Raw genomic sequence first — 25,705 nt, forward strand, 5'->3', positions numbered from 1 at the left:
CGCCGCTGCCGCAATGCGGCGGCGCGCCCGGTCAGCCGCGCTGCGCCACCAGCGTGGCGGTGTCGCTGCTGAACGAGCCGTCCGGCGCGATGGCATAGTGCCGGTGCACCGGCGCGGGCGCGTCGGCCAGCATGTGGCGCAGCGCCTGCACCAGCGGAGCCTGCGTGCGCATGCGCTCGACCCACGAATCGAATTCCAGCGTGATGCGGCGCGGCGTGCAGCTGCGCAGCGCGAAGCCCGCTTCGGCCAGCAGCCGCAGCCATTCGGACACCGAATAATTGCGCACGTGCGAGTTGTCGCGCAGCACTTCCAGCATTTGCAGCCAGGTGTCGAGCAGCGGCTCGCCAGGCGACACGACGTCGGCGAAGGCGGCGATGCCTCCCGGCTTGAGCACGCGCCGCGCTTCACGCAACGCCTGGCCCGCGTCTTGCCAATGGTGAGTGGAATAGCGGCACAGCACCAGGTCGAATTCACCATCGGCGAACGGCAGGCGCTCGGCCTTGCCCTGGCGGGTAGACAGGTTGTCCAGCCCGCGCCGCGCGGCTTGCTCGGCCACTACGTCCAGCATCGATTGGGACAGGTCGTAGGCAACCACCCGGGCCGCGCAGGGCGCGACGTGGAAGCTGACGTGGCCGCCGCCACAGCCCAGGTCCAGCACACGCGTGCCCGGATGCTCGCGCGCCAACTCCGCCAGCTGGTCGAGGTCGGCGCCTTGCGCATGGACGGCGCTGGTCAGGTAGGCGGCTGCGCGTGGGCCGAACTGGCGGTCGACGGCCTGGTCATGGGAAACGGGAGCAGTCATGGTTTTCCTGTCGATGGGTGGGATGGCCGCAATGGGCGGGTGCACAGCGTGCGGAGGTAAGATAGACATACCGTCATACGCGTACAAGACCACTGCTTATCCTGGTATGAATGCCTCTACCCAAGCCGGCGCCCCGGGCACCCATGAAAGCTCCACGCGCCGCCGCCACGCGCTGGGCGAATTCGTGCGCGCGGCGCGGGCGCGCATCACCCCGCAAATGGCCGGCTTGCCCGAAGGCACGCGGCGCCGCACGCCAGGTCTGCGGCGCGAGGAAGTGGCGCAGCTGTGCGGCATCAGTGTCACCTGGTACACATGGATAGAGCAGGGCCGCGAAGTGTCGGTGTCGCCCGCTGTGTGGGCGCGCATCGCAGGGGTGCTGCAGCTGGCGCGCGCCGAGCGCGCGTATTTGTTCGAGCTGGCCGAATGCGCCGACCCGCAACACCCGCGCGATGACGCCAGCGAAGCGCCAGGCCTGCTGCGCGAATGCGTGGACGCTGTGAATGCGCCTGCTTATGTGCTGGATCGCGCCTGGAACGTGCTGGTGCACAACGGACCCATGCGCGATCTGTTCGATGATTGGCCGGTGCGCGACCCGCGCCCCAACTTGCTGCGCTACATTTTCCTGGACCCGGCCGCGCGCCAACTGGTGGTGGACTGGGATCAGCGCGCCCGGCGGGTGGTGGCGGAATTCCGCGCCGACGCAGGGGCGCATCTGGACGAACCCGATGTGCTGGCGCTGCTGGACGAGCTGAACCGCGACAGCGAGGTGTTTGCCCACTGGTGGACCCGCCATGCGGTGGTGGAGCGCGAAGGCGGCCTGAGGGAGTTTCAGCATCCACGCCGTGGCCGGCTGGCGTACCGGCAGACCACTTTTCGATTGGCCACACACCCCGACTTGAAGCTGGTGATGCTGCTCGAAGGCGCGTAGGCGACGCCCAGGGCTTGTGCCGAGCAAGCATGGTGAATGCCTACATCTGGATGCGGGTGATGACGTAGACGGCGCTGGTCAGCAGGGTGCAGACGCCGGTTGTCCAGGCGATGATCTTCCAGGTGAGCTTGCTGATTTCGTGGTGCAGAAGGCTGATTTCGTGGTGCAGGTCGGCCTTGGTGGTGTAGTTGGGCGGCACTACGGCGAGGTCCTGGCGGATGAGCGAGACGTTGTGTTCCAGGATTTCGACCCGGTTGCCCATGGGGCAGGCCTTTTTGCGTAATGGTTTCATGGCAGTGCGCTGCGGGTTTCTATGTGCCGCAGCATAGTCGTGCCTTGGTGGCCGGTCTATGCGTACTTCCCGAAGTCGGACGGGTCGTATGACCGCGCGCAATTTCAGTCGGGCAGTCCGGCCGCCAGCAACCCGTCGAGCAGTTTGCGTATGGGCGCGGGCAGGGCCATGCCCGGCAGTTCGGCGGGGCCGGCCCAGCGCTGCGGCAGGCTCGGCTCCGCCAGGGCAGCGCCCGGTTTCACCGGCAGATACCACGGCTTGACGTGCAGCCGGTAGTGCGTGAACGTATGCGCGAACGCGGCCAATTCGTAGCGTTGCAAGGGTTCCAGGCCCAGTTGGCGCGAAGCCAGCGTGGGATCGCCGCCTGCCTCGAATTCGGGCAGGCTCCACAGCCCGCCCCAGATGCCCGGCGCCGGCCGCTGCTGCAACAGAATGGCGCCGTCGCGTTGCAGCACCAGCATGCCGGTCTGGCGCTCGGGAATGGCTTTGCGCGCCTTGGGCGTGGGCAGTTCGGCCTGGCGTGCGTCGCGGCGCGCGATACAGGTGGCGGCCACCGGGCACCGGTCGCAGGCGGGCTTGCCGCGCGTGCACAGGGTGGCGCCCAGATCCATCAGGCCTTGCGTGTAGGCGGCCATGTCCAGCGCGGGGGCGTTGGCGACCTGGGCTTCGGCCAGGGCCCACAGGCGTTGCTCGACCTCGCGCCGCGCCGGGTCGCCTTCGATGCCGAAATGGCGGGTGAACACACGCTTGACGTTGCCATCCATAATGGGGGCGCGCTCGCCGTAGGCGAAGGCCGCGATGGCGGCGGCGGTTGAGCGGCCGATGCCGGGCAGGGTGGCGATCTGTTCCGCGGCGGCGGGAAACCGTCCGCCCCATTCGCTCATGACGGCCTGCGCGCAACGGTGCAGGTTGCGGGCGCGCGCGTAGTAGCCCAGGCCGGCCCAGTAGGGCATGACTTCTTCTTGCTGCGCGGCCGCCAGCGCGCTTACGTCGGGAAAGCGTTCCAGGAAGCGCTGGTAGTACGGGATGACGGTGGCGACCTGGGTCTGCTGCAGCATGATCTCGGACAGCCAGATCCGGTAGGGGTCTTGCGTGCGTTGCCAGGGCAGGTCGTGGCGGCCGTGGCTGGCTTGCCAGGCGACGATGCGGGGGGCGAAATCCATAATCGGGGATTATCGCATTGGCGTTTGGGTTGTATTGGTTTCTGAGTTCTTTAGCCGCCTGGGCGTGGCGGGCGTGGGGCCGGACTAAGCCCGACGCACGGGCGCTCCACGCCTGCCCAGATGAGGCGGGACGGTGAAAGATAGGGAACCGCGAGAAGCCGCTAGAAAACAGACGGAACAACCCCAGCTTGCATCCGCCCCGGACCCCGGGTACAACCTGATAAGAACAAACGGCACCTGTGCCCGATCCCACCCGCCGCGGTTTCACAAGAACCGGCAGGCGCAGCCGGCCCGGGCATCCAAGACCCTCGGAGTAGACATGAATGCCCCTCTCACGTCCGCGCAGCGCGCGGCGCTTGCCTCCGTCCAGCTGGACGACAAATACACCCTGGAAACCGGCCGCGCCTGGATGAGCGGCATCCATGCCTTGGTGCGTTTGCCCATGATGCAGCGCGTGCGCGACCAGCGCGCCGGGCTCAATACCGCCGGGTTCATTTCAGGGTACCGCGGCTCGCCCCTGGGCGGCGTGGACACCAATATGTGGAAAGCCGCCAAGTACCTGAAGGCGCACCACATCGAGTTCCAGCCCGGCATCAACGAAGACCTGGCGGCGACCGCGGTGTGGGGATCCCAGCAAGTCAATCTGTTTCCCGGCGCGCGCTACGACGGCGTGTTCGGCATGTGGTACGGCAAGGGCCCCGGCGTAGACCGCTGCGGCGACGTATTCAAGCATGCCAACGCGGCCGGCACCTCGCCCCACGGCGGCGTGCTGGTGGTGGCGGGCGACGACCACCCGGCCAAGTCGTCCACGCTGCCGCACCAGAGCGACCACATATTGAAAGCCTGCATGATCCCCGCGCTGTTCCCGTCCAGCGTGCAGGAAGTGCTCGACTACGGATTGCATGGCTGGGCCATGAGCCGCTATGCCGGCGTGTGGGTGGGCATGAAGTGCATCACCGACATCGTCGAGGTCTCGGCCTCGGTCGACGTCGACCCCAACCGCGTGTCCATCATTTTGCCCGACGACTTCCAGATGCCGCCGGACGGCTTGAACATCCGCCTGCCTGACACTCCGCTGGCGCAGGAAGCCCGGCTGCTCGACTACAAACTGTATGCCGCGCTGGCCTACGCGCGCGCCAACAAGCTTAATCGCGAGCTGTGGCACGTGCCGCAAAGCCAGGCCCGCTTCGGCATCATGACATCCGGCAAAGCCTACCTCGATACCCGGCAGGCCCTGGCCGACCTGGGGCTTACCGAAGACATCTGCCGCCGCATCGGCCTGCGCCTGTTCAAGGTGGGCATGGTGTGGCCGCTGGAAGCCACCGGCGTACAGCAGTTCGCCGAAGGGCTCGACGAGATCCTGGTGGTCGAGGAAAAGCGCCAGGTGCTGGAATACCAACTGAAAGAAGAGCTGTTCAGCTGGATCGGCACCGGCAAGAAGATTCCGCGCGTGGTGGGCAAGTTTGACGACAAAGACGGCGGCGAATGGTCCGTGCCGCAGGGCAATTGGCTGCTGCCCGCGCACTACGAATTTTCGCCCGCCATGGTGGCCAAGGCGGTGGGCGCGCGCCTGCTGCGCTTTGCCTTGCCCGACGACGTGCGGGCCGGCATCGAGGCCCGGCTGGCGTTCATCGCCGAGCGCGAGCAGGCGCTGGCCAGGCCGCGCGTGACGGCCGAACGCAAGCCTTGGTTCTGCTCGGGCTGTCCGCACAACACCTCGACGCGGGTGCCCGAGGGCTCGCGCGGCATGGCCGGCATTGGCTGCCACTACATGGTGACCTGGATGGGCCGCAATACGCAGGCCTATACGCAGATGGGCGGCGAGGGCGTGCCCTGGCTGGGGCAGGCGCCATTTACCGATGAAAAACACGTGTTCGCCAACCTGGGCGACGGCACCTACTACCACTCGGGCCTGCTCGCCATCCGGGCGGCGGTGGCGGCCAAGGCGCCCATCACGTACAAGATCTTGTTCAACGACGCGGTCGCCATGACCGGCGGACAGCCGGTGGACGGTCCGATCGACGTGCCCATGATCACGCGCCAGATGGCGGCCGAGGGCATCGAGAAGATCGTAGTCGTGACCGACGAACCGCAGAAATACCGGGGCGCGACCGGCCTGGCGCCCGGCGTGCCGGTGCATCACCGTGACGAGCTCGATGCGGTAATGCGCGAGCTGCGCGAGTATCCCGGCGTGTCCATCCTGGTGTACGACCAGACCTGCGCCACTGAAAAGCGCCGGCGCCGCAAGCGCAACGCATACCCTGATCCGGCGCGCCGCGTGGTCATCAACGAGCGGGTCTGCGAAGGCTGCGGCGATTGCTCCGAACAATCGCATTGCCTGTCTGTCGAGCCGCTGGAAACCGAGTTCGGCCGCAAGCGCACCATCAACCAGTCGAGCTGCAATAAAGATTATTCCTGTCTCAAGGGATTCTGCCCCAGCCTGGTAACGGTCGAGGGCGGCCGGCTGCGCAAGCCCCAGCCCCTGGCCCAGGAGGGCGCCATCGACGCGGGCCTGCCCGAGCCGGCGCCGGCATCCCTGGCGCAGCCGTACGGCGTGTTCGTTGCCGGGGTGGGCGGCACGGGCGTGGTCACCATCGGGCAATTGCTGGGCATGGCGGCGCACGTGGAAGGCAAGGGCTGTTCGGTGCTCGACATGGCCGGCCTTGCCCAGAAGGGCGGCGCGGTGTTCTCGCACGTCGTGCTGGCTCCTACCCCCGACGGCCTGCTCAACACCCGGGTCGCCATGGGCGAGGCTGACCTGGTGCTGGCGGGCGACCTCGTTGTCGCGGCCAGCCCGGAATCGGTAGCCCGCATGCGCGCTGGCCGCACCCGGCTGCTGCTCAACAGCGACGTGGCGCCCACCGCCGCGTTCGTGCACGATCCCGACTGGCGTCTGCCCGGGGCTGACCTGCAGGCCGATTTGCGTGCCGCCTGTGGCGAGGGCGGCGTGGACATGGTCGATGCCGCCGGGTTGGCCGTGGGGCTGCTGGGCGACGCCATTTACGCCAATCCGCTCATGATGGGCTATGCCTACCAGAAAGGCTGGCTGCCGCTGGGCCAGCAGGCGCTGCTGCGCGCTATCGAACTGAACGGCCAGCAAGTGCCCGCCAACCTGGCGGCGTTTGCATGGGGCCGGCGCGCCGCGCACGACCTGGCCGCGGTGCAACGCCTGGCCGGCTGCGCCACCGCGCCGCGGGCCGGGGAAATTATCGAAGTCCGGCGCGGGCAATCCACGGCGGTAGTCGACATCAAGCGGCCCACTGGCGAGGTCGACGCGCTGGTGGCGGTGCGCAGCGAATTCTTGCAGGCCTATCAGAATGCCGGCTATGCGGACCGCTACCGCGACCTGGTGCAGCGCGTGGCGCAGGCCGAGCAGTCGGCCACCGGCACCACGCGGCTGGCGGCGGCCGTGGCGCGCTACTACTTCAAGCTGATGGCCTATAAAGACGAATACGAAGTGGCGCGGCTGTACACCGACGGTGAATTCCTGAAGCAGATCGAGGCGCAATTCGAGGGCGACTGGAAGCTGCGCCTGCACCTGGCTCCGCCGTTGCTGGCCCGCCGCGATGCCCAGGGCCATCTGGTCAAGCGCGCCTACGGCCCTGGCGTGCTGAAGGCCTTCCGGGTATTGGCGCGGCTACGCGGCCTGCGCGGCACGCCGCTGGACATCTTCGGCTATACCGCCGAGCGGCGCGCGGAGCGCGCCCTGATCGAAACCTATCGCAACGACCTGCTGGCCATCCTGCCCAAGTTGAACCGGGCCAACCTGGACCGCGCCGTGGAGCTGGCCAGCCTGCCGGAATCCATACGCGGTTATGGCCACATCAAGGAAGCAGCAATGCAGCGCGCCGCCGCCCGGCGCGCCGAGCTGATGCAAGGCTTCAGCGCCACGGTGGTGCCCATAGGCGGCGCGCGCGCCGCCTAGGCAGGGGGCGGGTCAGCTGGTGGCCGTGCTGGGCCGGGTAAAGCGCTCGAAACGCGGCTTGGCCGGCGCGCTGAAGCGCTCGATCTGGGGCGGGGTGTGGGCCTTGGCGGAGGCGGTCTGGGCGGCCACCTGTTCCCGTTGGGCGATCAGGACTTCGGCCTTGTGGTGATGCGGCGCCAGCCGGCGCACCATCACCCGGCCGTCGCGCGGAAAGTAGCCGATGCGGCGCGCGTGCACATCGCCCAGGTCTTGCGCCAGCACCGGGATGCCTTCGGTGTTCAGGTAGTTCAGCACGAAGCGGGCATTGCGTTCGCCGATGTTCATCTGCTGCATCGCGCTTAGCACCGCGCCGCCGCCGAACACCTTGGCCTCCAGCCGCTCGCGCGCCGCGCCCGCCTTGAGCAGCTCGTTGATCAGAACTTCCATTGCGAAGGCGCCATAGCGCATGGTGGCCGAGGAGGGCGAGTCGCCGTCGCCTTCGGGCAGCATGAAGTGGTTCATGCCGCCCACGCCGGCGCGCGGGTCGCGGATACAGGCCGCCACGCACGAACCCAGCACGGTCGAGATCATGATGTCTTCGCCGGCTGCCACATAGTATTCATTAGGCAATACCTTGACCGCCGGGCAGTGAAAGGCGCTATCAAAATAGTGACGTGTCGCGCGGGCGTCGAGGCGAGAGGGCATGGGGAGACCGCATTAGAAAAACGGCACAAGCGAGGGGAGGAGCGAAATCTGCGGAAATCTGCCGCACAAATATGTTAACAAATTTGATTTATGTAAAAAATCTTTAAGATTTTTTCAAACTTTGGCCCCTCGTCAGCGCAACATGGGCGAGCGGCAGCAAGCGCGGCCGGTAATGCGTCCCCTATTTATTTCAGTCCCCCGGCTGCGGCTGATCACTAATGTAGCGGCACCGGGGACATTTCTTTTAGGGCATTAAGGGGGTTAAAAGCGCGTACTGCGCGTGACTGACCAGCGCGCCGCCAGGGCGCCCAGGATGCTGGTGCCCAGTACGGCGGCCGCCAGCGCGGGCAGGCCAGGCAGGTGCAGGGTGAACTCTGCGCCGTAGCTGCGCGCCAGCCCGAGCAGGGCGCTGTTGAGCGGCGCCAGCGCGATGGCGGCCGCGCCGATGGCCACCAGCGCGGCCAGGGCGCCGGACAGGGCGCCCAGGTACAGGAACGGCCGGCGCACGAACGATTCGGTGGCGCCCACCAGGCGCGCCACGGCGATTTCCTCGCGCTGCAGCATGGCCTGCATGCGTACGGTGTTAAAAACGGCGGCCAGCACCACCGCCGCCACGCAGGCCGCCAGGAAGACCAGGCCCACGCGCGCGAACCGCAGAATGGCCTCCAGGCGCTGCACCCAGGCGCTGTCGAGCTGTACCAGGTCGACGTGTTCCCATTGCTTCCAGGCCTGGGCCAACTGGTCGGCGCGCTGCGCCAGCTGCTCGCCCTCGGTCAGGGTGGCCACTACGGCGTCGGGCAAGGGGTTGCCCGGCAGCACCGCCAGGGCCTGGTCCCAGGTGGGGTCGTTGCGCAGCGACGCCAGGGCGTCATCGCGCGGCACCACGCGCACCGCCTGGACCTGCGCGGCGTTTTCGGCGCGGATGCGCTGTGCGATGGCCTGGGCCGCGCCGGCTGGCGCGTCGGTTTGCAGGAACAGCGTGACCTCGGGGGTGATCGACACCTGCCGCGCCACGGGCTGGGCCGACACCAGGATGGCGCCGCCCAGCAGCGGCAAGGCCAGCGCCAGCGCCATGACCAGCAGGTTGGCCAGCGATGAAAAGGGCTGCGCCGCCAGGCGGCGCAGGGTAACCGTCAGGGCATAGCGATGCTGCCGCAGCCAGGATTTCATGCGGAGGCTCCCGAATCGTGGAACTTGCCGGGCTCCAGCCGCAGCATGCGCGTGGCGTATTGAGACATCAGCGCTTCGTCGTGCGAGGCGATCAGGGTGGTGACGCCGACGCGGTTGAAATCGCGGAACACATTCAGGATGCGTTGCGCGGTGTCGTGATCGAGGTTGGCGGTGGGCTCGTCGGCGATCAGGATGGCGGGCCGGTTGACGATGGCGCGCGCGATGGCCAGGCGCTGCTGTTCGCCGCCCGACAACTCGATGGGGTTCATGCCTTCTTTGCCCGCCAGGCCCACCTTGTCGAGCGCCGCGCGCGCCCGGGCGCTGGCCGCTTCGGGCGCCTGGCCGATGACCGCCAGCGGCAGCATGACATTCTGCAGCGCGCTGCGGTCGAACAGCAGGTGCGTGTCTTGCAGGATCACGCCCACAGCGCGGCGCAGGTAAGGGCGCGCGCGCGCCGGCAGCTTGTCGAGCCGCTGGCCATTGACCTGGATGGACCCCCGGCTGGCGGGTTCGAGGCCCCCTATCAATTTGAGCAGGGTGGATTTACCGGCGCCCGATGCACCTGACACGAAAATGAATTCGCCGGCGCTGACCCGGAAGTTGATGTCGGCCAGGATGTTTCGGCCGCGCCCATACGATTTGAAGACGTGCTGGAATTCGATCATGGCGGCAGGTAAAGAAGAAGCAGCAATAGTACCGCGCAGCGATCCGGGGCGACGGTTGCAAATTTTTCCGTCCCTTTTTTTCATTTAATCCGTCAAGGGATTTCCCCCATGTCCCCGAATATGCTGACCCGCTACCATCCCGGCGATGCTTGATGCGCCCCACCCTTTGCGCACCAAGGCTTCCCCTACAGGAGATAAAAGATGAAAGCACTGAAATTAGCCGCCGTTGCCGCCGCACTGTTCGCAGCGTCTTCGGCGGCCAACGCTGGCGCAACTTTCGACAGCGTCAAAAAGAAGGGCTTTGTCCAGTGCGGCGTGTCGACGGGCATTCCCGGCTTCTCCATGGCGGACAGCAAGGGCGAATGGAAAGGCATCGACGTGGCCATGTGCCGTGCCATCGCCGCCACCATGTTCAACGATTCCACCAAGTTCAAAGTCACGCCGCTGAACACGCAGCAGCGCTTCACCGCGCTGCAGTCGGGCGAAGTCGACGTGCTTACCCGCAACACCACCCAGACCCTCACGCGTGACACCACGCTGGGCCTGATCGGCGCCGGCGTCAACTACTACGACAGCCAGGGCGTGATGGTGTCCAAAGACCTGGGCGTCAAGAGCGCCAAGGAACTGAACGGCGCCACCATCTGCGTGCAGCCGGGCACCACCACCGAACTGAACCTGGCCGACTGGTTCCGCGGCCAGAAGATCGAATTCAAGCCGGTCGTTATCGACAAGTACGACGAAATCATCCGCGCCTTCTCGGCCGGCCGCTGCGACGCCTTTACCACCGACAAGTCGCAACTGGCCTCGACCCGCACCACGCTCGAGAACCCCGACAACTTCGTCATCCTGCCGGAAGACTTCTCGAAAGAGCCGCTGGGTCCCATGGTTCGCCAGGGCGACGAGCAATGGTTCAACATCGTGCGCTGGTCGCTCAACGCCATGCTGGAAGCCGAGGAATACGGCATCACCTCGAAGAACGTCGACGAGATGGCCAAGAGCTCCAATCCCAATATCCAGCGCATCCTGGGCGTGACCCCGGGCATGGGCAAGAACCTGGGCGTGGACGACAAGTGGGCCTACACCATCATCAAGCAGGTGGGTAACTACGGCGAAGTCTTCGAGCGCACGCTGGGCGCCGACAGCGCCATGAAGCTCGAGCGCGGCCTGAACGCCTCCTACAAGGACGGCGGTCTGATGTACGGCTGGCCGGTGCGCTAAGCACGGCTGCCGGGCAAGGCGGGGTTCGCCCGCCTTGCCAGGCCCGCCCCTCGGGGGCGGGCGGCAGGAGTAAGGTGGCGTCAGGGTTTGCCGGCCATTCCTTTTCGACTTCTGTAGATCCATTCCATGACGACAAACAACCCCCAAGTCCCGGCGGCGGCGCCCAAGCGACGTCTCAGCTGGAACGACCCCGGCGTGCGCGCCGTGGTGTATCAGGTTGTCGCGCTGGCCCTGGTCGCCCTGGCCGTGTGGTTCCTGGTTTCCAACACCTTGCACAACCTGCAGGTGCGCAATATTTCCACCGGCTTCGGATTCATCGACCGCGAAGCGGGCTTCGCCATCGGCGAGACGCCCATCGATTACACGCCGGCCAACACCTACGGCCGCGCCATTGTGGTGGGCCTGCTGAACACGCTGCGCGCGGCCGTGCTGGGCATCATTCTGGCCACCCTGCTGGGCACCCTGATCGGGGTGGGCCGGCTGTCGAAGAACTGGCTCATGGCCAAGGTGTGCTCGGTGTACGTCGAAACCATGCGCAACGTGCCGCTGCTGCTGCAGCTGTTCTTCTGGTACGCCCTTATCACCGAGAACATGCCCGGCCCGCGCCAGGCGGCCAATCCGCTACCCGGCGTGTTCATCTCGAACCGCGGCCTGAAAGTGCCGGCCCTGGAAGGCGCTTCGCTCGACTTCATTCTGGGCGGGTTGGCGCTGGCCATCATCGGCACCATCGTGGCCGCGCACTGGGGCAAGAAGCGCCAGGAAGCCACCGGCCAGGTGTTTCCGCTCGGACGCGTCGCGCTGGGCCTGTTCATCGGGCTGCCCATCCTGGGCTGGCTGGTGAGCGGCGCATCGTTGAAGCTGGACATGCCCGAGCTCAAGGGCTTCAACTTCTCGGGCGGGCTGACGCTGTCGCCCGAGTTCGCGGCCCTGCTGGCGGGGCTGGTGATCTATACCTCGGCCTTTATCGCCGAAGTGGTGCGCTCGGGCATCCAGGCGGTCAACCAGGGGCAGTGGGAAGCCGCCGGCTCGCTGGGCCTGCGCCGCTCGCGGGTGCTGCGCCTGGTGATATTGCCGCAGGCGCTGCGCGTGATCATCCCGCCCATGACCAGCCAGTACCTGAACCTGACCAAGAACAGTTCGCTGGCGGTGGCTATTGGGTATCCCGACATCGTCTCGGTGGTCAATACCACCATGAACCAGACGGGGCAGGCCATCGAAGGCATCTTGATCATCATGGCGGCTTACCTCACCGTCAGCCTGTCGATCTCGGTATTCATGAACTGGTACAACAAGCGCATCGCGCTGGTGGAGCGTTGATATGAGCACGACTACGCCTATCCCCAGCGAAGGCCTGCCGCCGCCGCGCAGCCAGGTCGGCGTGTGGCCCTGGCTGAAAGAGCGCCTGTTCTCGTCGCCCGTGAGCATCCTGGCCACGGTCCTGGTGGCCTGGATTCTGCTGATGGCGGTGCCGGCCCTGGTCGAGTGGGCCTTCCTGCAGGCCGACTTCACGTCGACGACCTCGCAGGAATGCCGCAAGGCCGCCGGCGCGTGCTGGGCGTTCATCGCCGAAAAGCACCGCCTGATCCTGTTCGGCACGTACCCGTACGACGAGCAGTGGCGTCCCCTGCTGGCCACCATCATCCTGATCGGGGTGATTGTCTGCAGCGGCCTGCGCCGCTTCTGGAATGCGCGTCTCGCCCTGATCTGGGTCGTCGGCCTGACCGCCGTGGCGGTGCTGATGTGGGGCGGCGTGCTGGGCCTGACCTATGTCGAGAACTCGCTGTGGGGCGGCCTGCCGCTGACGCTGATCCTGTCGACCTTCGGCATCGCCTTCGCGTTTCCGTTCGGCGTGCTGCTGGCGCTGGGCCGCAAATCGAAAATGCCGGCCATCAAGGCACTGTGCGTCGTGTACATCGAATTGATCCGTGGCGTGCCGCTGATCAGCCTGTTGTTCATGTCGTCGGTGATGCTGCCGTTGTTCTTGCCGGTGGGTTTTTCCATCGACAAGCTGCTGCGCGCGCAGATCGCCATCATCATGTTCGCGGCGGCGTACATCGCCGAAACCGTGCGCGGCGGGCTGCAGGCCATCCCGAAGGGGCAGTACGAAGGCGCCGATTCGCTGGGCCTGAACTACTGGCAGCAGATGCGCAAGATCATTCTGCCGCAGGCGCTGCGCATTGTGATCCCGCCGCTGGTCAGCATCTTCATTGCGCTGTTCAAGGACACGTCGCTGGTGGTGATCATCGGCATTTTCGACCTGACGCTGGCTGCCAAGGCGGCCCTGTCGGACGCCGCATGGCGCGGTTTCGGGGTCGAGGCCTACGTCTTTATCTCGCTGATCTACTTCGTGTTCTGCTTTTCGATGTCGAAATACAGCCAACGCCTGGAAAAACGCCTGGCGACCGGACACAAACGATAGTTGCCGGGCCCGTGTCCGCCGCAGGCGGGCCGGGCTGGCGCACCTTATGGGAGTACAGGCATGAGTGATGCCATCATCCGCATGCAGAACGTGAACAAGTGGTATGGCCAGTTCCACGTGCTGCGCAATATCAACCTGGACGTGGCCCCCGGCGAACGTATCGTGGTGTGCGGCCCGTCGGGTTCGGGCAAGTCGACCATGATCCGCTGCATCAACCGGCTGGAAGAACACCAGCAGGGGCACATCATCGTCGACGGCACCGAGCTTACCAACGACCTGAAGCACATCGAGACCATCCGCCGCGACGTGGGCATGGTGTTCCAGCACTTCAACCTGTTCCCGCACCTGACCGTGCTGGAGAACCTGACGCTGGGCCCCACCTGGGTGCTGAAAAAGCCGCGCGCCGAGGCCGAGGCCACCGCCATGAAGTACCTGGAGCGCGTGCGCATTCCCGAACAGGCCAACAAGTTCCCCGGGCAGTTGTCCGGCGGCCAGCAGCAGCGCGTGGCCATTGCGCGCTCGCTGTGCATGAGCCCCAAGATCATGCTGTTCGATGAGCCCACTTCCGCCCTCGACCCGGAAATGGTCAAGGAAGTGCTGGACGTGATGGTTACGCTGGCCCAGGAAAGCGGCATGACCATGCTGTGCGTGACCCACGAAATGGGTTTCGCGCGCAAGGTGGCCAACCGCGTCATTTTCATGGACCGCGGCGAGATCATCGAGCAGAACAGCCCCGACCAGTTCTTCGACAACCCGCAGAACGAACGCACCAAGCTGTTCCTGAGCCAGATCCTGCACTGACCGCGGGTTTTCCCGCCGGCGCCCGGCCTGCCGCGAGGCGCGCCGGGCGCCGGCGCGTCCGGCCGGGTTATGCTACGTGCCGCACAGAAGCACACACTGGAGACCAGAAAAAATGCGCAACCCGCAACAACCCCCCGTTTCGTCCGCCCGCCGCGCGCTGGTGCGCGGCGCCGTCGCCCTGGCGGCGGCCCTGGCCTGCACGGGCCCGGCGCTTGCCCAGGACACCGACTTCCCCACCAAGCCGCTGCGTTTCGTGGTGCCGTATCCGCCCGGCGGCCCGCTCGATTCCACGGCGCGCATGCTGGCCGAGAAGGTGCGCGTCTCGCTGGGCCAGCCGGTCATCGTCGAGAACCGCTCGGGCGCGGGCGGCAATATCGGCGCCGACCTGGTCGCCAAGGCCGCGCCCGACGGCTACACCCTGGTGATGGGCGCCGTGGCCACGCACGCCATCAACCCGTGGCTGTTCGCCAATCTGCCCTACGACCCCATCAAGGACTTCGCGCCGGTCACCATCGTGGCGGCGGTGCCCAACGTGCTGGTCATGAACGTGGACTTCGCCAAGCAGAACCACATCGATTCCCTGGCGGACCTGATCGCGTATGCCAAGAAAAATCCGGGCCGGCTCAACTACGGTTCGGGCGGCAACGGCAGCGCCGGCCACCTGGCGGGCGAACTGCTGAAAGCGCGCGCTGGCATTGACGCCGTGCACGTCCCGTACCAGGGCGCCTCGCCCGCGCAGCTGGCGCTGCTAGGCGGCCAGTCGGATTTCATGTTCGACAACCTGGCTGCTTCGGCGCCGCTGATCAAAGACGGCAAGGTCAAGGCCCTGGCGGTGACCACGCTGAAGCGCTCGTCGCTGTTGGCTGACGTGCCCACCATGGATGAAGCCGGCGTGAAGGGCTTCGATCTGGGTACGTGGTTCGGCGTGTTCACCACCGGCGGCACTCCCGCCGCAGTGGTGGCCAAGCTGAACAAGGCCTACGCCGACGCCCTGCGCCAGCCCGACGTGCGCCAGCGCCTGCTGGCCATGGGTTCCGAAGCCGAACCCATGACGCCGGAAGCGTTCGCCGCTTTCGTGAAGAACGAAAAAAATAAATACCAGGAAGTCGTCAAGCTCTCGGGCGCCAGCCTTAACTGACCCGGCAAGCGCGGCCGGTGCGGGGCGCCGGCTGTTGGGAGCAGTCTCTGCCTGCTTCGGTGTCAGGCACCCTGCGGTGAAGTGACCCCCAAAAGTTGGATACCAACTTATGGGGGTATTTTTATGGTGAAGTACAGCGAACAGACCAAATTTGCAGCGGTCGAGGAGTATTGCCGGGGCGATTTGGGACTGGAAGCCGTGGCGCAACGCCACGGCGTGAACCCGCATGCGCTGCGACGCTGGGCGGCGGCCTACCGGGAGCATGGCGCCTCGGGCGTGCGCGCCAAGCGCGGCCGCTACAGCGCCTCGTTCAAGCAGACGGTGCTGCAACAGATGAAACAGCAGGGCCTGTCGTATCGGCAGGCGGCAGCGCGGTTCGACATCCGCAACTTCAACATCATCGCCCGCTGGGCACGCCAGTATGATGTACAGGGTCTAGCCGCTTTATCTACAGGACAGCCCCCCGCAATGACCTCGCCCGTGAAACCGGCATCGCCCGATGCCACGCGTACACGCGAAGATCTGCTCAAGGAACTGCAGTTTCTGCGCATGGAGAACGCGTACCTAAAAAAGCTCGATGCCTTGGTTCAAGCCAAACAGAAATCGGCGCAGCAGAAAAAGCGCAAATAGTGCTTGAACTAAGGCAGCAATTCCCTCTTGCGGGCTTGTTGTCGGTGGTGGGGCTGTCACGCAGCACCTTCTACTACCAATGGCGGGCCGGGCAAGCCGAAGACAAGTTCGCGTCATTGAAGTCCCGGATCTGCGCAATTTTTGCCCAGCATCACGGCCGCTACGGCTATCGACGCATCACCGAGGCGATCCGCCAGCAAGGCTGGCCGGTCAACCACAAGACGGTGCAGCGCCTGATGGGCCTGTTGGGGTTGAAGTCTTGCGTACGGGTCAAGAAGTATCGCTCCTACCGAGGCACGCTGAGCCAGCTCGCCCCGAACGTGCTGCGACGCCAGTTCAGGGCTGCTCGCCCGAATCAGAAGTGGGCCACCGATGTGACCGAGTTCAGGGTCGGCACCCAGAAGCTGTACCTCTCGCCGGTGATGGACCTGTGCAATGGCGAGATCATCGCCTACGAAATGGCCTGCCGTCCCAGCTTCGCCATGGTCGCAGCCATGCTCAGGCAAGCCTGCGCCCGGCTCAGCCCGTACGAGCGGCCCATCCTGCACTCGGACCAGGGGTGGCAATACCAGATGCCCGCCTACCGCGAGCTCCTGGCGCAGCACGCGGTCACCCAGAGCATGTCACGACAGGGAAATTGCCTGGACAATGCCGCCATCGAGAGCTTCTTCGGCACCCTGAAGGCCGAGTTCTTCCACCTGAACACCTTCCAGACCATCGAACAGCTCAAGGACGGGATCGACCGATATATCCACTACTACAATCATCACCGCATTAAGCTCAAACTTAACGGGTTGAGTCCGGTGCAATACCGGACTCAGCTCCTGGCCACATAACGGCCAAAACTGTCCAACTTTGTGGGGTCACTTCACCTGCGGGAGCCTGACACCTGTGGGCGGCGACGCGCCTACGGGGCCTGACACCTGTGGGCGGCGAGGCACCTTCGGGGCTTGGCGCCTGGCCCGGCCGCCAGGTGTCTGGCTCCCGCAGGGTGCCTGACACCTGTGGGAGGCGACGCACCTTCGGGGCCTGACACCTGTCTGCATGGCCATTACGCCAGGCAGTTTTCCACCTTCCATCCGTACAGCCACTGCAGCCTGTCATAGAACTGCTCCTGGGTCTTGTCTTTCCACAGGCTGTTGCGCACCTGCCGTTCCACACCCTGCGCATGGTAGATGCGGCCCATTTCCCGGGTAGACCACACCACGCGCGCGCTGCGCGGAATGCGCACCGATTCGTACAGCCGGAAGGCTGCCGGCAGGTCGCCGTCGCAGGCTTTGACGGCCTGGCCCAGCGTGGCCGCGTCCTCCAGCGCCATGCATGCGCCTTGCGCCATGTATTGCGTCATGGGGTGCGCGGCGTCGCCCAGCAGGGTGGCGCGGCCTTCGCCCCAGCGCTCGACGGGCTCGCGGTCGGCCGTGGCCCAGCGCCGCCATGAAGTCGGGCGGTCCAGCATCTGATGCGGGCGCGGATGCACGCCCTGGAAGTAGCTCAGCACTTCTTCCTTGCTGCCGTCGCGTACGCCCCATTCTTCTTGTTCGCGGCTGTGGAAGGTGACCACCAGGTTGTACTGTTGGCCGCCGCGCAGCGGGTAGTGCACCAGGTGGCAGCGCGGCCCGGCCCACAGCACGGGCGCGTTGATGCGCAGCTCTTCGGGCATGTTGTCGCGTTCGACCACCGCGCGGTACACCACGTGGCCGGTCACACGGGCGGCGTCGCCCACCAGGTGGTCGCGTATCACCGACTTGACCCCATCGCAGCCCAGCACCGCGTCGGCGCGGTAGCGGCGGCCCTGCGCGTCTTGCACTTCGACCTGCGCGCCGTCCTGGCGCAGTCCGGTGATCTGGGTCGAGGTGTGGAACTGGATCAGCGGGTCGCGCTGCACGGCCTCAAGGATGGACAGATGGATGTCGGCCCGGTGGATGACCGCGTACGGGCCGCCGAAGCGTTGCCGGAAGGCCTCGCCGGTATCGATGCGCACAACCTCTTGGGCGTCCACGGCATCCATCATGATGATGTGGTCGGTGAACACGGCGCGGCCGCGCGCCGTCTGGCCCACGCCCAGGGCATCCAGCGCGGCGAAGGCGTTGGGGCCCAGCTGGATGCCGGCGCCGATTTCGCCGATGTGGCTGGCCTGTTCCAGCAGCTGCACGGCGATGCCCTGGCGGGTCAGCGCCAGGGCGGCCGCCAGGCCGCCAATGCCGCCTCCGACCACGATGGCCGTCTGCGTGCGCGTAGAGTTGCTCATGTCATGCTCCTGCTGTCCCGCGCGGGTCCTGCACGGGAGTCGATGAAGAAAATCGCTGCATCATGCCGGTTCGCCCAGGAACGCGCCCTGGCGGCGCAACTGGTCCCGCAGCGTTGCGGCGGGCAACTGGCCGGGCGCCACGCCAGCGCGTAGCGCCAGCGCCGCGGCGGTGCCGGCGGCCTCGCCCATGACAAAGCAGCTGCCGCTGACGCGCGCCGCCGACTGGCCTTCGTGCGTCATGCCGGCGCAGCGGCCGGCCACCAGCACGTTGGACGCGGCTGCGGCCGCCTGGCGCGGCACGATCATGCGCAGCGGCAGCTGGTTGTAGCCACGCGACTGCGGTATGGGCGGCCATACCCACTGCACATCGCCGGCCACGTGGATTTCCAGCGGCCAGCCATTGACGCCGATGCTGTCCGGAAAATCGGCGCAGCCGAGCACGTCGTCGCGGCTGAGCATGTACTCGGCCACGATGCGGCGGGTTTCGCGTATGCCCAGCTGCGGGGCGATGTCCAGCACATAGGCGCGCTCGAAGCCGGGCACCCGCGCGCGCAGGAACGCCAGGTAGTCGACGATCTGCCGGCGGCCTTCCAGTTCGCCGGCCGACAGCGACAGCGCGTCGGTGCCGTCGGCGGCCGAGCCATCGGGATTGCTGAGCTGGGTGACGTTGACGCGCCATTCGTAATCGTGCTTTTGCGGGCGCACGATGGCGCCGCGCCTCGGGAAGCGGAATTCGCCGCTGGCCTCGGCCTCGTCCATCAATTGGGGGATGATCTTCCAGGCCTCGCGGGCGCGTTCGCCGTCTACATTGCCCACCTTGAACATCAAGGTGGGGTACATCATGTGACCCTGGCCGTCGCCTTTTTCGAACGGCAGGCCCGCCCATTGGGCGATATCGGCATCGCCCGAGCAATCAATGAAGACGCGGCCGCGCACCGCCCGCGGGCCCGACTTGGTTTCCAGCAACAGGGCGTCCACCGCGCCGTCGGCGCCGCGCACGATGCCGGTGGCCAGCGCATGGAACAGCACCTGTGCGCCGCTGTCGCGCAGCAGGCCGTCGGCCGCGCACTTGAACGCCGACACGTCGAAGGCCTGGGCGTGGATCTTGCCCAGGATCAGGTGCGGATCGTTCAGGCCATCCAGGGCGCGCATGCGGTCGAGCAATTCGTCGGCCATGCCGTGCACCACTTGGCGAATGTCGCCGTACACGTTGGCGTGCAGGCCGCAGAAGTTGGAAACGCCGGCCGCCGTGCCCATGCCGCCCAGGAAGCCGTAACGTTCGGCCAACAGCACGCTGGCGCCATTGCGCGCGGCGCTGGCGGCGGCCAGCAGGCCGGCGGGCCCGCCGCCCAGCACGACCACGTCGTACTCGCCGTGCACCGGGATCTGGCGCGGGGGTTCAGTAACGAACATCGATGGCTCCTTGTGTGCGTGCATTACTGGGCCTTGATGCCCAACTGCCCGATCAGCGGCTTCCAGCGCCGCAGTTCGTCGTCCATGTAGGCGCGGAACTCGGCCGGCGTGTTGCCCACCGGATCCATGTACTGCGCCTGCAGGCGCTGCTGCACGGCCGGGTCGTGAATGGCCCGGATAAGCGCGTCAGACAGTTTTTTCTGCACGTCCGCAGGCACTTTCGACGACACCACAAAACCGATCCAGGCAGACCCTTCGATGCCTTTCACGCCTACCTCGGCCAGCGTGGGAATGTCAGGCAGCAGCGCCGAGCGCTTCGACGAGGTGACGGCCAGCGCCTTCAGGCGGCCGTCTTTCACCATGGGCATGACCGCAATGGGCGGCAGCGCGGCGAATTGCGTGTCGCCGGCAATGACCGAGCTCAGCGCGGCCGGCGACGACGGGTAGGGCACATGCACTGCCTTGGCGCCGATGCGCTGCAGCATCAGCTCGACCGACAGGTGCGACACCGTGCCGGCGCCCGGCGAGGGGAAGTTGTATTGGTCGGGGTGCTGCTTCAACGCATCGAGCAGCTGCGCGATGCTGGTGATGCCCGACTTGGCCGGCACGACCAGCACATTGGGCTGGTGCACGGCGAGTGTCAGCGCGGACAGGTCTTTGAAGGGGTTGTAGGGCAGCTTGTCGAACAACACGGTGTTGTTGACCAGCGGGCCGGTGATCGACACCCCGAAGGTGTAGCCGTCGGGCTTGGCGTTGGCGATGGCATACGTGCCGATGTTGCCGCTGGCGCCGGGCTTGTTCTCGACCACCACGGTTTGCCCGAGAATATTGCCGGCCTTGTCGCCGACGATGCGCGCCACCTGGTCGGGGCTGGAGCCGGGGCCGAACGGCACCACCAGCTTGAGCGGTTGCGCCGGCCAGTCGGCGGCCTGCGCCGCGGCCAAAGGCATCACGATCAGAACGGCGCTCAAGAGGCGGCGGCGCCAGCCGCTGGCGATGAAATCATGCATCAGGGTCTCCTGTGGGTGTCATTTTTGTGAAGTAGTGTTGCTCGTTGGCGATGAAGGCTGCCACCATGGCGCGGTAGGTCGCCTCGACCACCGCCTCCAGGTTCTCGAACCCCTGGTCATGGCGCCGCGCCAGCGCGCGGGCACGCTCGAAAACCTGGGCCTGGCGCGCCGGCGCGCTGACCTGGAACGCGTCGCGCTTGAAGCGGGCGGCGTCTTTCACGTACATGGCGCGCTCGGCGATCAGCCGCACGATGTCGTTGTCGAGCCGGTCGATGTGCGCTCGCACTTCGCCCAGGTTGGCGCACAGGGGGCGATAGGCCGGGTCGTCGTACTGGCGCAGCGGGCCAGCGGTGGTGTCGGGTTCTGTGGACATGAATCGTCTCTTGCGCAGGCCGGCGTTCAGCCGGCGTAGTCGGGCTGGCGTTGCGGCGCAGCCGCCTGGAACGCCGGCTGCTCGCCGCAATGCGTGTAGACGCGCATGGCGTGGGGGTAGGCCGACAGGTCGCACCCCATGCGCTGCGCGTTGGCAATCTGCGGCACCAGGCAGCAGTCGGCCAGCGTCGGCGCCGCGCCGAAGCAGTACGGCCCGCTGCCGTGGCGCTGCAGCAGGGATTCCACCGTGGCCATGCCTTCGCTGATCCAATGGCGGTACCAGGCGTTTTTCTGTTCGTCGGTGGCGCCCAGCACGTCCTGCAGGTAGCGCAGGATGCGCAAGTTGTTCACCGGGTGCATGTCGCAGGCAATGGCGTACGAAAGCTCCAGCACGCGCGCGCGCTGGTCGGGATCGGCGGGGATCAGGCGCGGCTCGGGGTGCCGGGCATCCAGGTAGTCGATGATGGCCAGCGACTGCCCCAGCGCCAGGCGGCCGTCGTCCAGCAGCGGCACGTTGGCGGACGGGTTGCGCGCCACGTAATCGGCGGCGCGGTGCTCCAGTTTGCGGATGTTGACGGGCGCGTAGTCGTACGGCAAGCCCTTGAGCGCCAGCGCGATGCGCACGCGATACGAGGTGGAACTGTTGAAGAAGCTGTGCAGTTGCATGAAGGTCTACTGGGGGGTGGCGGATAGAGGGGCGCTCAGTCGGCGCTGATGCCGGTGCGCGTGATGATGTCGTCCCAGCGCTTGGCGTCCCTGGCGACCAGCGCGCCGAACTCGGCTGGCGTGGAGGTGGCGGGCACCATGCCCTGGGCGTCGAATGCGCGGGCGGTGGCCGGATCTTGCAGAATGACGTTGATGGACTGGTTCATGCGCTGCACGATCGCCTCGGGCGTGCCGGCCGGCGCGAACAGGCCGTACCACATGTCCACGTCGGCGCCCTGCAACCCGGCCTCGGTCAGGGTCGGCACGTCGGGCAATTGGGGCAGCCGCCTGGGGCTGCCGGTCGCGATGACTTTCAGCTTGCCGGCCCGCACCTGCGGCAAGGCCACGTGCACCGGCAGGAACATATAGTCCAGCCGCCCGCCCAGCATGTCGGTAACGGCCCCGGCGGTGCCTTTGTAGGGCACGTGCAGCATGCTGGCGTGGGTGCGGTCCAGGAACAGCGCCATCGACAGATGGTGCGGCGTGCCCACGCCGGGCGTGCCGTAGGTGAGCTTGCCGGGCGCGGCCTGGGCGGCCTTGACCACGTCGGCCACCGTGGCGGCCGGGTTGGACGGATGCGTGACCAGCAGCAGCGAACCCCATGAGGTCTGGCCGATGGGCGCCAGGTCTTTCAGCGGGTCGAAATGCAGCTTGCCCTTGTACAGGCTGCTGTTCATGACCAGCGTGTTCACCGTGACCAGGAAGGTGTAGCCGTCGGGTTCGGCGCGCGCGGCCTTCTCGGTGCCGATGTTGCCGCTGGCGCCGGCCAGGTTCTCCACCACCACCGGCTGGCCCAGCGCCTGCGGCAGGCGGGCGGCCAGCTGGCGCGCGATCAGGTCGATGCCCGTGCCGGGCGTGAAGGGCACCACCAGCGTAATCGGCCGCTCGGGCCAGGCGGCGTGGCTGGCCGTGGCGGCCAGTGCCAGGGCCAGCGCGGCCATGGCGCGGATCAAAGTGTTCATGTGTCTCTCCGGGTTGTCTTATAGGTATGCGGTACGGGCGTGTTGCCAGGTGTCTGACGGCCAGCGGGAGTCAGACACCTGCCGCGCCGGCTACAGGAACGATGCGCGCGCTTTCAGGCCGGCCGGGTCGAAGCCGGCCACCTGCTTGTAGCGGTGCGAGATGCCTTCCAGTTCTTCGCGGCTGATGACGTCTTCGATGCGCTGGTAGGGGCGGTCGCCCGAGCGTTCGTACACTTCGCGCAGGATGGCGTCGGGCGGGTTGCTGCGGTTGGTCAGCACTACGCGCGTGGTGGCCTCGACTCGCGCGCGGTCGTATTCCTGCAGGGCCGCCTCGCCCAGGCCCAGGTGCTTGAGACGCCCGGCCAGGTAGCGCGCGTCGATCACCGCCTGGCCGGCGCCGTTCGAGCCGCGCGGCACCATGGGGTGGGCGGCATCGCCCAGCAGCGTCATGCGTCCGCGGGTCCAGGTGGGCAGCGGGTCCTGGTCGACCATGGGATATTCCAGTATGGAATCGGCATTGCGGATCAGCGCCGCCACGTCCAGCCAGTCGAACTGCCAGTCGGCGAACGCCGGATAGAAGTCTTCCAGCCGGCCGGCGCGAGTCCAGTCGCGCTGGGCCGGCACGGGCGATTCGATTTCCGCCACCCAGTTCACCAACTGGTTGCCATCGGCATCGATGGCGTCGCGGATGGGGTAGATGACCATCTTGCCGCTGGCCAGCCAGCCTGCGCGCACCATGCTGGCGCCGCTGAGAAACGCCGGGTGGCGAGTAACGCCGCGCCACATATTCACGCCCGAATAACGCGGCGGGCCTTCGTGGGGATACAGCTGCTTGCGCACCGCCGAATGGATGCCGTCGCAGCCCACCGCGATCGCGCCCCGCACCGGCGGCAGGGCCTCGCCAGCGCCATTGACCAGATGCACTGTGACGCTGTCGGCGTCCTGGTCGACGCGCACGCAGCGGCTGTCGGTGACCACGCTGTCGGCGCCCAGGCGCTCGCGCACGGCGGCCAGCAGCGCCATCTGCAGGTCGCCGCGATGGATGGAATATTGCGGCCAGTCGTAGCCGGCCGCCTTGCCTGCCGGTTCGCTGTAGATGAACTGGCCGTGGCGGGTAAAGAAGATGGATTCCTTGGTGTGCACGCCCACCGCGTCCAGCGCCGGCAGCAGCCCCAGCTCATCCAGCTCGCGGGCGGCGTGCGGCAGCAGGTTGATGCCCACGCCCAGCGGCCGGATCTCGGGCACGGCTTCGAATACGCGGCAGCCGATGCCCGCCTGGTGCAGGCTCAAGGCAAGCACCAGGCCGCCCACGCCGGCCCCGATGATGACGACGTCGGTATCGGTCTTCATGCGTCAGGCCACCCGCACGCGCAGCGCGTCCAGCCCCTCGACGCCGCCTTCCATCAGGTCGCCCACCTTGACCGGACCCACCCCTTCGGGCGTGCCGGTGTAGATCAGGTCGCCGGGTTCCAGGCGGAAGTAGTTCGACAGATAGGCGATGGTTTCGGCAACCGACCAGATCAGTTTCGAGGTGTCGCTGCGCTGGCGATCCTGCCCATTGACCTGCAGCCAGATCGCGGCGCGCGACAGGTCGCCCGCATCGGCCGCGCGGCGCAGGGGCGCGATGGGCGCGCTGTGGTCGAAGGCTTTGCCCAGTTCCCAGGGCCGCCCGGCTTCGCGCATTTTCATCTGCAGGTCGCGGCGCGTCATGTCCAGACCCACGGCATAGCCCCAGACATGCTCCAGTGCCTGTTCCACCGGGATGCGGGCGCCGCCCTTGCCGATGGCCGCGACCAGTTCGATCTCGTAGTGGTAGTTGGCCGTCTCGGGCGGGTAGGGAATTTCCAGTGTGGCGCCGGCCTCGGCCGGCACTACTGCGTCGGCCGGCTTGCAGAAGAAGAAGGGCGGCTCGCGATCGGGGTCGAAGCCCATTTCGCGGGCATGCGCGGCATAGTTGCGGCCCACGCAGTACACGCGGCGTACGGGGTAGCGGTCCTGGCTGCCGGCGACCGGTACGGAAACCGGGGCGGCGGGGGTAAAGACATAAGACATGAATGCGCCTTCGATAGAACGGAATGAATGAAGCGGTCAGCCTTCGCGCGATTCGCGCAGCAGGCCCAGCGCGGCCTGCACCGGCCGGTCGGAATAGCTGAACAGGGTGGCGTCTTCCAGCGCGCCCAGTTGCACGGGCTGCCACGAGGGAGCCACGAAAATGTCGCGCGGGCCGAACTCGAACTGCTGGTCGCCAATGCGTGCGGTGCCGCGGCCCTCGACCACGCTGTACACCGTGGAATCGGTGCTGCGGTAAGTCTTGCCCTGGAAGCCGGCGGGCAGGAATTGCATGAAGGTGGCCATGGTGGGCATGGGGTAGCCGCCCGTGGCCGGGTTCACGTAGCGCAGCTTCACGCCATCCCAGGCATCCAGTTCGCCGTGGCGGTACAACTGGTCCAGCGCTTCGCGGCTGCGTTCATAGGGGTAGTTGAAGATCGGCGACGAGCCGCTGGCCGGCTGGTAGCGCACCGGCGCCATGTTGTGGCCGAAGCGGGCGGTGCTGTCGCCCTCGGGGCGGCTGACCGGCTGCGTGGCGGCCGGGTAGTTCTCGGCAAAGCCGGCATCCAGGAAGCGCAGCAGCGGAATGTCCAGTCCGTCGAGCCAGATCACCGGCTCGCCGCCATCGGCGGCTTCCAGGTTGCCGTGGTCGTGCCAGGTCCAGGAGGGCGTGATGATGAAATCGCCCGGGTGCATGGTGGTGCGCTCCCCATCCACGGCGGTGTAGGCGCCCTTGCCCTCGACAATGAAGCGCAGCGCCGATTGCGTGTGACGGTGGCTGGGCGCGATTTCGCCCGGCAGGATCAGCTGCAGCCCGGCATACAAGGTCTGGGTGATGCTGGCCTGACCCGCCAGCCCGGGGTTTTCCAGGATCAGCACGCGGCGCACGGCCTCTTCGGCGCTGATCAGCGTGCCCGACTCCAGAACGTCGGCGCGCACGTCGTTGTATTTCCATAGCGCCGGCAGGCAGCGCGGCGCGGGCTGGCGCGGCACCAGGTTGTGCAGCGATTCCCACAGCGGCGCCATGTTCTTGCGGGCGATGCGGGCGTAATAGGCGGCGCGGGCGTCGGCGGAAGGGTGGCCGTCGGGCATGATTGTCTCCGGTTCGGGC

At 66.7% G+C, this 25,705-nt stretch carries 23 protein-coding genes; 8 read left to right on the forward strand and 15 right to left on the reverse strand.

Translation table 11 applies throughout. The annotated features are described in order from the left end of the window. Nucleotides 1-31 precede the first annotated feature (31 nt). Complete coding sequence (locus BPET_RS02475) at nucleotides 32-802, reverse strand: class I SAM-dependent methyltransferase (RefSeq protein WP_012247519.1); 771 nt, start codon at nucleotides 800-802, stop codon at nucleotides 32-34. A gap of 106 nt (nucleotides 803-908) precedes the next feature. Between BPET_RS02475 and BPET_RS02480 the strand changes: the two genes are divergently transcribed. Next, nucleotides 909-1,730 (forward strand): helix-turn-helix transcriptional regulator, encoded by an 822-nt coding sequence (locus tag BPET_RS02480; protein WP_041862650.1) that lies wholly within the window; start codon nucleotides 909-911, stop codon nucleotides 1,728-1,730. A gap of 40 nt (nucleotides 1,731-1,770) precedes the next feature. Here BPET_RS02480 and BPET_RS02485 read toward each other — a convergent pair whose 3' ends face one another. Together BPET_RS02485 and mutY are read right to left on the reverse strand one after the other, a co-directional pair. Next, on the reverse strand, nucleotides 1,771-2,022 hold the full coding sequence (locus BPET_RS02485; protein WP_151208932.1) for a hypothetical protein: 252 nt from the start codon (nucleotides 2,020-2,022) through the stop codon (nucleotides 1,771-1,773). A gap of 104 nt (nucleotides 2,023-2,126) precedes the next feature. Then, the gene (gene mutY, locus BPET_RS02490) at nucleotides 2,127-3,185 is read right to left on the reverse strand and encodes an A/G-specific adenine glycosylase (RefSeq protein WP_012247520.1); all 1,059 of its coding nucleotides are present in this window, start codon (nucleotides 3,183-3,185) and stop codon (nucleotides 2,127-2,129) included. A gap of 319 nt (nucleotides 3,186-3,504) precedes the next feature. Here mutY and BPET_RS02495 point away from each other — a divergent pair, with 319 nt between their 5' ends. After that, nucleotides 3,505-7,110, forward strand: coding sequence for an indolepyruvate ferredoxin oxidoreductase family protein (locus BPET_RS02495; RefSeq protein ID WP_041862652.1), 3,606 nt, complete (start codon nucleotides 3,505-3,507; stop codon nucleotides 7,108-7,110). Between the two features lie 12 nt (nucleotides 7,111-7,122). Here the strand turns inward: BPET_RS02495 and cheD are convergent, their stop codons facing one another. The 3 genes from cheD to BPET_RS02510 all read right to left on the reverse strand — a co-directional run bounded on the left by cheD (nucleotide 7,123) and on the right by BPET_RS02510 (nucleotide 9,629). Beyond that, nucleotides 7,123-7,794 carry a chemoreceptor glutamine deamidase CheD gene (cheD, locus tag BPET_RS02500; protein ID WP_012247522.1) on the reverse strand — a complete coding sequence of 224 codons (672 nt, stop codon included), beginning with the start codon at nucleotides 7,792-7,794 and terminating at the stop codon, nucleotides 7,123-7,125. 261 nt (nucleotides 7,795-8,055) lie between these two features. Next, complete coding sequence (locus tag BPET_RS02505; protein ID WP_012247523.1) at nucleotides 8,056-8,964, reverse strand: cell division protein FtsX; 909 nt, start codon at nucleotides 8,962-8,964, stop codon at nucleotides 8,056-8,058. Next, on the reverse strand, nucleotides 8,961-9,629 hold the full coding sequence (locus tag BPET_RS02510) for a cell division ATP-binding protein FtsE (RefSeq protein WP_041862653.1): 669 nt from the start codon (nucleotides 9,627-9,629) through the stop codon (nucleotides 8,961-8,963). The genes BPET_RS02505 and BPET_RS02510 overlap by 4 nt, the downstream gene beginning before the upstream one ends. A gap of 201 nt (nucleotides 9,630-9,830) precedes the next feature. On the opposite strand from BPET_RS02510, the gene BPET_RS02515 reads away from it, so the two are divergent. From BPET_RS02515 to BPET_RS25675, 6 genes are all read left to right on the forward strand, one after another. Then, on the forward strand, nucleotides 9,831-10,847 hold the full coding sequence (locus BPET_RS02515; RefSeq protein WP_012247525.1) for an amino acid ABC transporter substrate-binding protein: 1,017 nt from the start codon (nucleotides 9,831-9,833) through the stop codon (nucleotides 10,845-10,847). Nucleotides 10,848-10,973: 126 nt separating this feature from the next. Next, on the forward strand, nucleotides 10,974-12,164 hold the full coding sequence (locus tag BPET_RS02520; protein ID WP_012247526.1) for an amino acid ABC transporter permease: 1,191 nt from the start codon (nucleotides 10,974-10,976) through the stop codon (nucleotides 12,162-12,164). Between the two features lies 1 nt (nucleotide 12,165). After that, the gene (locus BPET_RS02525) at nucleotides 12,166-13,266 is read left to right on the forward strand and encodes an amino acid ABC transporter permease (RefSeq protein WP_012247527.1); all 1,101 of its coding nucleotides are present in this window, start codon (nucleotides 12,166-12,168) and stop codon (nucleotides 13,264-13,266) included. Nucleotides 13,267-13,326: 60 nt separating this feature from the next. Then, nucleotides 13,327-14,067, forward strand: coding sequence for an amino acid ABC transporter ATP-binding protein (locus BPET_RS02530; RefSeq protein ID WP_012247528.1), 741 nt, complete (start codon nucleotides 13,327-13,329; stop codon nucleotides 14,065-14,067). 112 nt (nucleotides 14,068-14,179) lie between these two features. Continuing rightward, a complete protein-coding gene (locus BPET_RS02535) occupies nucleotides 14,180-15,205 on the forward strand; it encodes a Bug family tripartite tricarboxylate transporter substrate binding protein (RefSeq protein WP_012247529.1) in 1,026 nt (341 codons plus the stop codon). Nucleotides 15,206-15,328: 123 nt separating this feature from the next. Continuing rightward, nucleotides 15,329-16,671 (forward strand): IS3-like element ISBope1 family transposase gene (locus tag BPET_RS25675; protein WP_085970199.1). Its coding sequence is split into 2 segments (ribosomal slippage): nucleotides 15,329-15,770 and nucleotides 15,770-16,671, totalling 1,344 coding nucleotides; the frame shifts between segments, so codons are not numbered across the junction. A 215-nt stretch (nucleotides 16,672-16,886) separates the two neighbouring features. Here the strand turns inward: BPET_RS25675 and BPET_RS02550 are convergent. The 9 genes from BPET_RS02550 to gtdA form a co-directional block, all read right to left on the reverse strand. Next, complete coding sequence (locus BPET_RS02550) at nucleotides 16,887-18,083, reverse strand: 3-hydroxybenzoate 6-monooxygenase (protein WP_012247532.1); 1,197 nt, start codon at nucleotides 18,081-18,083, stop codon at nucleotides 16,887-16,889. A gap of 60 nt (nucleotides 18,084-18,143) precedes the next feature. Beyond that, nucleotides 18,144-19,496: an FAD-dependent oxidoreductase gene (locus BPET_RS02555; protein WP_012247533.1), complete on the reverse strand. Its 1,353-nt coding sequence runs from the start codon at nucleotides 19,494-19,496 to the stop codon at nucleotides 18,144-18,146. A gap of 23 nt (nucleotides 19,497-19,519) precedes the next feature. Further along, nucleotides 19,520-20,506 carry a Bug family tripartite tricarboxylate transporter substrate binding protein gene (locus BPET_RS02560; RefSeq protein ID WP_012247534.1) on the reverse strand — a complete coding sequence of 329 codons (987 nt, stop codon included), beginning with the start codon at nucleotides 20,504-20,506 and terminating at the stop codon, nucleotides 19,520-19,522. Then, nucleotides 20,499-20,879: a chorismate mutase gene (locus tag BPET_RS02565; RefSeq protein WP_012247535.1), complete on the reverse strand. Its 381-nt coding sequence runs from the start codon at nucleotides 20,877-20,879 to the stop codon at nucleotides 20,499-20,501. The genes BPET_RS02560 and BPET_RS02565 overlap by 8 nt, the downstream gene beginning before the upstream one ends. A 26-nt stretch (nucleotides 20,880-20,905) precedes the next feature. Next, a complete protein-coding gene (gene maiA, locus BPET_RS02570) occupies nucleotides 20,906-21,544 on the reverse strand; it encodes a maleylacetoacetate isomerase (protein WP_012247536.1) in 639 nt (212 codons plus the stop codon). A 35-nt stretch (nucleotides 21,545-21,579) separates the two neighbouring features. Beyond that, a complete protein-coding gene (locus BPET_RS02575) occupies nucleotides 21,580-22,545 on the reverse strand; it encodes a tripartite tricarboxylate transporter substrate binding protein (RefSeq protein WP_012247537.1) in 966 nt (321 codons plus the stop codon). Between the two features lie 90 nt (nucleotides 22,546-22,635). After that, nucleotides 22,636-23,895: a flavin-dependent oxidoreductase gene (locus BPET_RS02580; RefSeq protein ID WP_012247538.1), complete on the reverse strand. Its 1,260-nt coding sequence runs from the start codon at nucleotides 23,893-23,895 to the stop codon at nucleotides 22,636-22,638. 3 nt (nucleotides 23,896-23,898) lie between these two features. Continuing rightward, nucleotides 23,899-24,597 carry a fumarylacetoacetate hydrolase family protein gene (locus BPET_RS02585; protein ID WP_012247539.1) on the reverse strand — a complete coding sequence of 233 codons (699 nt, stop codon included), beginning with the start codon at nucleotides 24,595-24,597 and terminating at the stop codon, nucleotides 23,899-23,901. Nucleotides 24,598-24,633: 36 nt separating this feature from the next. Then, nucleotides 24,634-25,686, reverse strand: a complete 1,053-nt coding sequence (gtdA, locus tag BPET_RS02590; RefSeq protein WP_012247540.1) for a gentisate 1,2-dioxygenase — start codon at nucleotides 25,684-25,686, stop codon at nucleotides 24,634-24,636. Nucleotides 25,687-25,705 lie beyond the last annotated feature (19 nt).

The sequence above is a fragment of the Bordetella petrii genome (genome assembly GCF_000067205.1).
In the GTDB taxonomy this organism is placed as follows: domain Bacteria; phylum Pseudomonadota; class Gammaproteobacteria; order Burkholderiales; family Burkholderiaceae_B; genus Bordetella_A; species Bordetella_A petrii.

Bases quoted from the DNA above. Each gene is read 5' to 3' on its own strand.
- BPET_RS02505 (WP_012247523.1), bottom strand. From the start codon at position 8,964: ATGAAATCCTGGCTGCGGCAGCATCGCTATGCCCTGACGGTTACCCTG.
- BPET_RS02575 (WP_012247537.1), bottom strand. From the start codon at position 22,545: ATGAACACTTTGATCCGCGCCATGGCCGCGCTGGCCCTGGCACTGGCC.
- BPET_RS02525 (WP_012247527.1), top strand. From the start codon at position 12,166: ATGAGCACGACTACGCCTATCCCCAGCGAAGGCCTGCCGCCGCCGCGC.
- BPET_RS02520 (WP_012247526.1), top strand. From the start codon at position 10,974: ATGACGACAAACAACCCCCAAGTCCCGGCGGCGGCGCCCAAGCGACGT.
- BPET_RS02580 (WP_012247538.1), bottom strand. From the start codon at position 23,895: ATGAAGACCGATACCGACGTCGTCATCATCGGGGCCGGCGTGGGCGGC.
- maiA (WP_012247536.1), bottom strand. From the start codon at position 21,544: ATGCAACTGCACAGCTTCTTCAACAGTTCCACCTCGTATCGCGTGCGC.
- BPET_RS02495 (WP_041862652.1), top strand. From the start codon at position 3,505: ATGAATGCCCCTCTCACGTCCGCGCAGCGCGCGGCGCTTGCCTCCGTC.
- gtdA (WP_012247540.1), bottom strand. From the start codon at position 25,686: ATGCCCGACGGCCACCCTTCCGCCGACGCCCGCGCCGCCTATTACGCC.
- BPET_RS02475 (WP_012247519.1), bottom strand. From the start codon at position 802: ATGACTGCTCCCGTTTCCCATGACCAGGCCGTCGACCGCCAGTTCGGC.
- BPET_RS02565 (WP_012247535.1), bottom strand. From the start codon at position 20,879: ATGTCCACAGAACCCGACACCACCGCTGGCCCGCTGCGCCAGTACGAC.
- mutY (WP_012247520.1), bottom strand. From the start codon at position 3,185: ATGGATTTCGCCCCCCGCATCGTCGCCTGGCAAGCCAGCCACGGCCGC.
- BPET_RS02485 (WP_151208932.1), bottom strand. From the start codon at position 2,022: ATGAAACCATTACGCAAAAAGGCCTGCCCCATGGGCAACCGGGTCGAA.
- BPET_RS02550 (WP_012247532.1), bottom strand. From the start codon at position 18,083: ATGAGCAACTCTACGCGCACGCAGACGGCCATCGTGGTCGGAGGCGGC.
- BPET_RS02510 (WP_041862653.1), bottom strand. From the start codon at position 9,629: ATGATCGAATTCCAGCACGTCTTCAAATCGTATGGGCGCGGCCGAAAC.
- BPET_RS02555 (WP_012247533.1), bottom strand. From the start codon at position 19,496: ATGTTCGTTACTGAACCCCCGCGCCAGATCCCGGTGCACGGCGAGTAC.
- BPET_RS02480 (WP_041862650.1), top strand. From the start codon at position 909: ATGAATGCCTCTACCCAAGCCGGCGCCCCGGGCACCCATGAAAGCTCC.
- BPET_RS02560 (WP_012247534.1), bottom strand. From the start codon at position 20,506: ATGCATGATTTCATCGCCAGCGGCTGGCGCCGCCGCCTCTTGAGCGCC.
- BPET_RS02535 (WP_012247529.1), top strand. From the start codon at position 14,180: ATGCGCAACCCGCAACAACCCCCCGTTTCGTCCGCCCGCCGCGCGCTG.
- cheD (WP_012247522.1), bottom strand. From the start codon at position 7,794: ATGCCCTCTCGCCTCGACGCCCGCGCGACACGTCACTATTTTGATAGC.
- BPET_RS02585 (WP_012247539.1), bottom strand. From the start codon at position 24,597: ATGTCTTATGTCTTTACCCCCGCCGCCCCGGTTTCCGTACCGGTCGCC.
- BPET_RS02530 (WP_012247528.1), top strand. From the start codon at position 13,327: ATGAGTGATGCCATCATCCGCATGCAGAACGTGAACAAGTGGTATGGC.
- BPET_RS02515 (WP_012247525.1), top strand. From the start codon at position 9,831: ATGAAAGCACTGAAATTAGCCGCCGTTGCCGCCGCACTGTTCGCAGCG.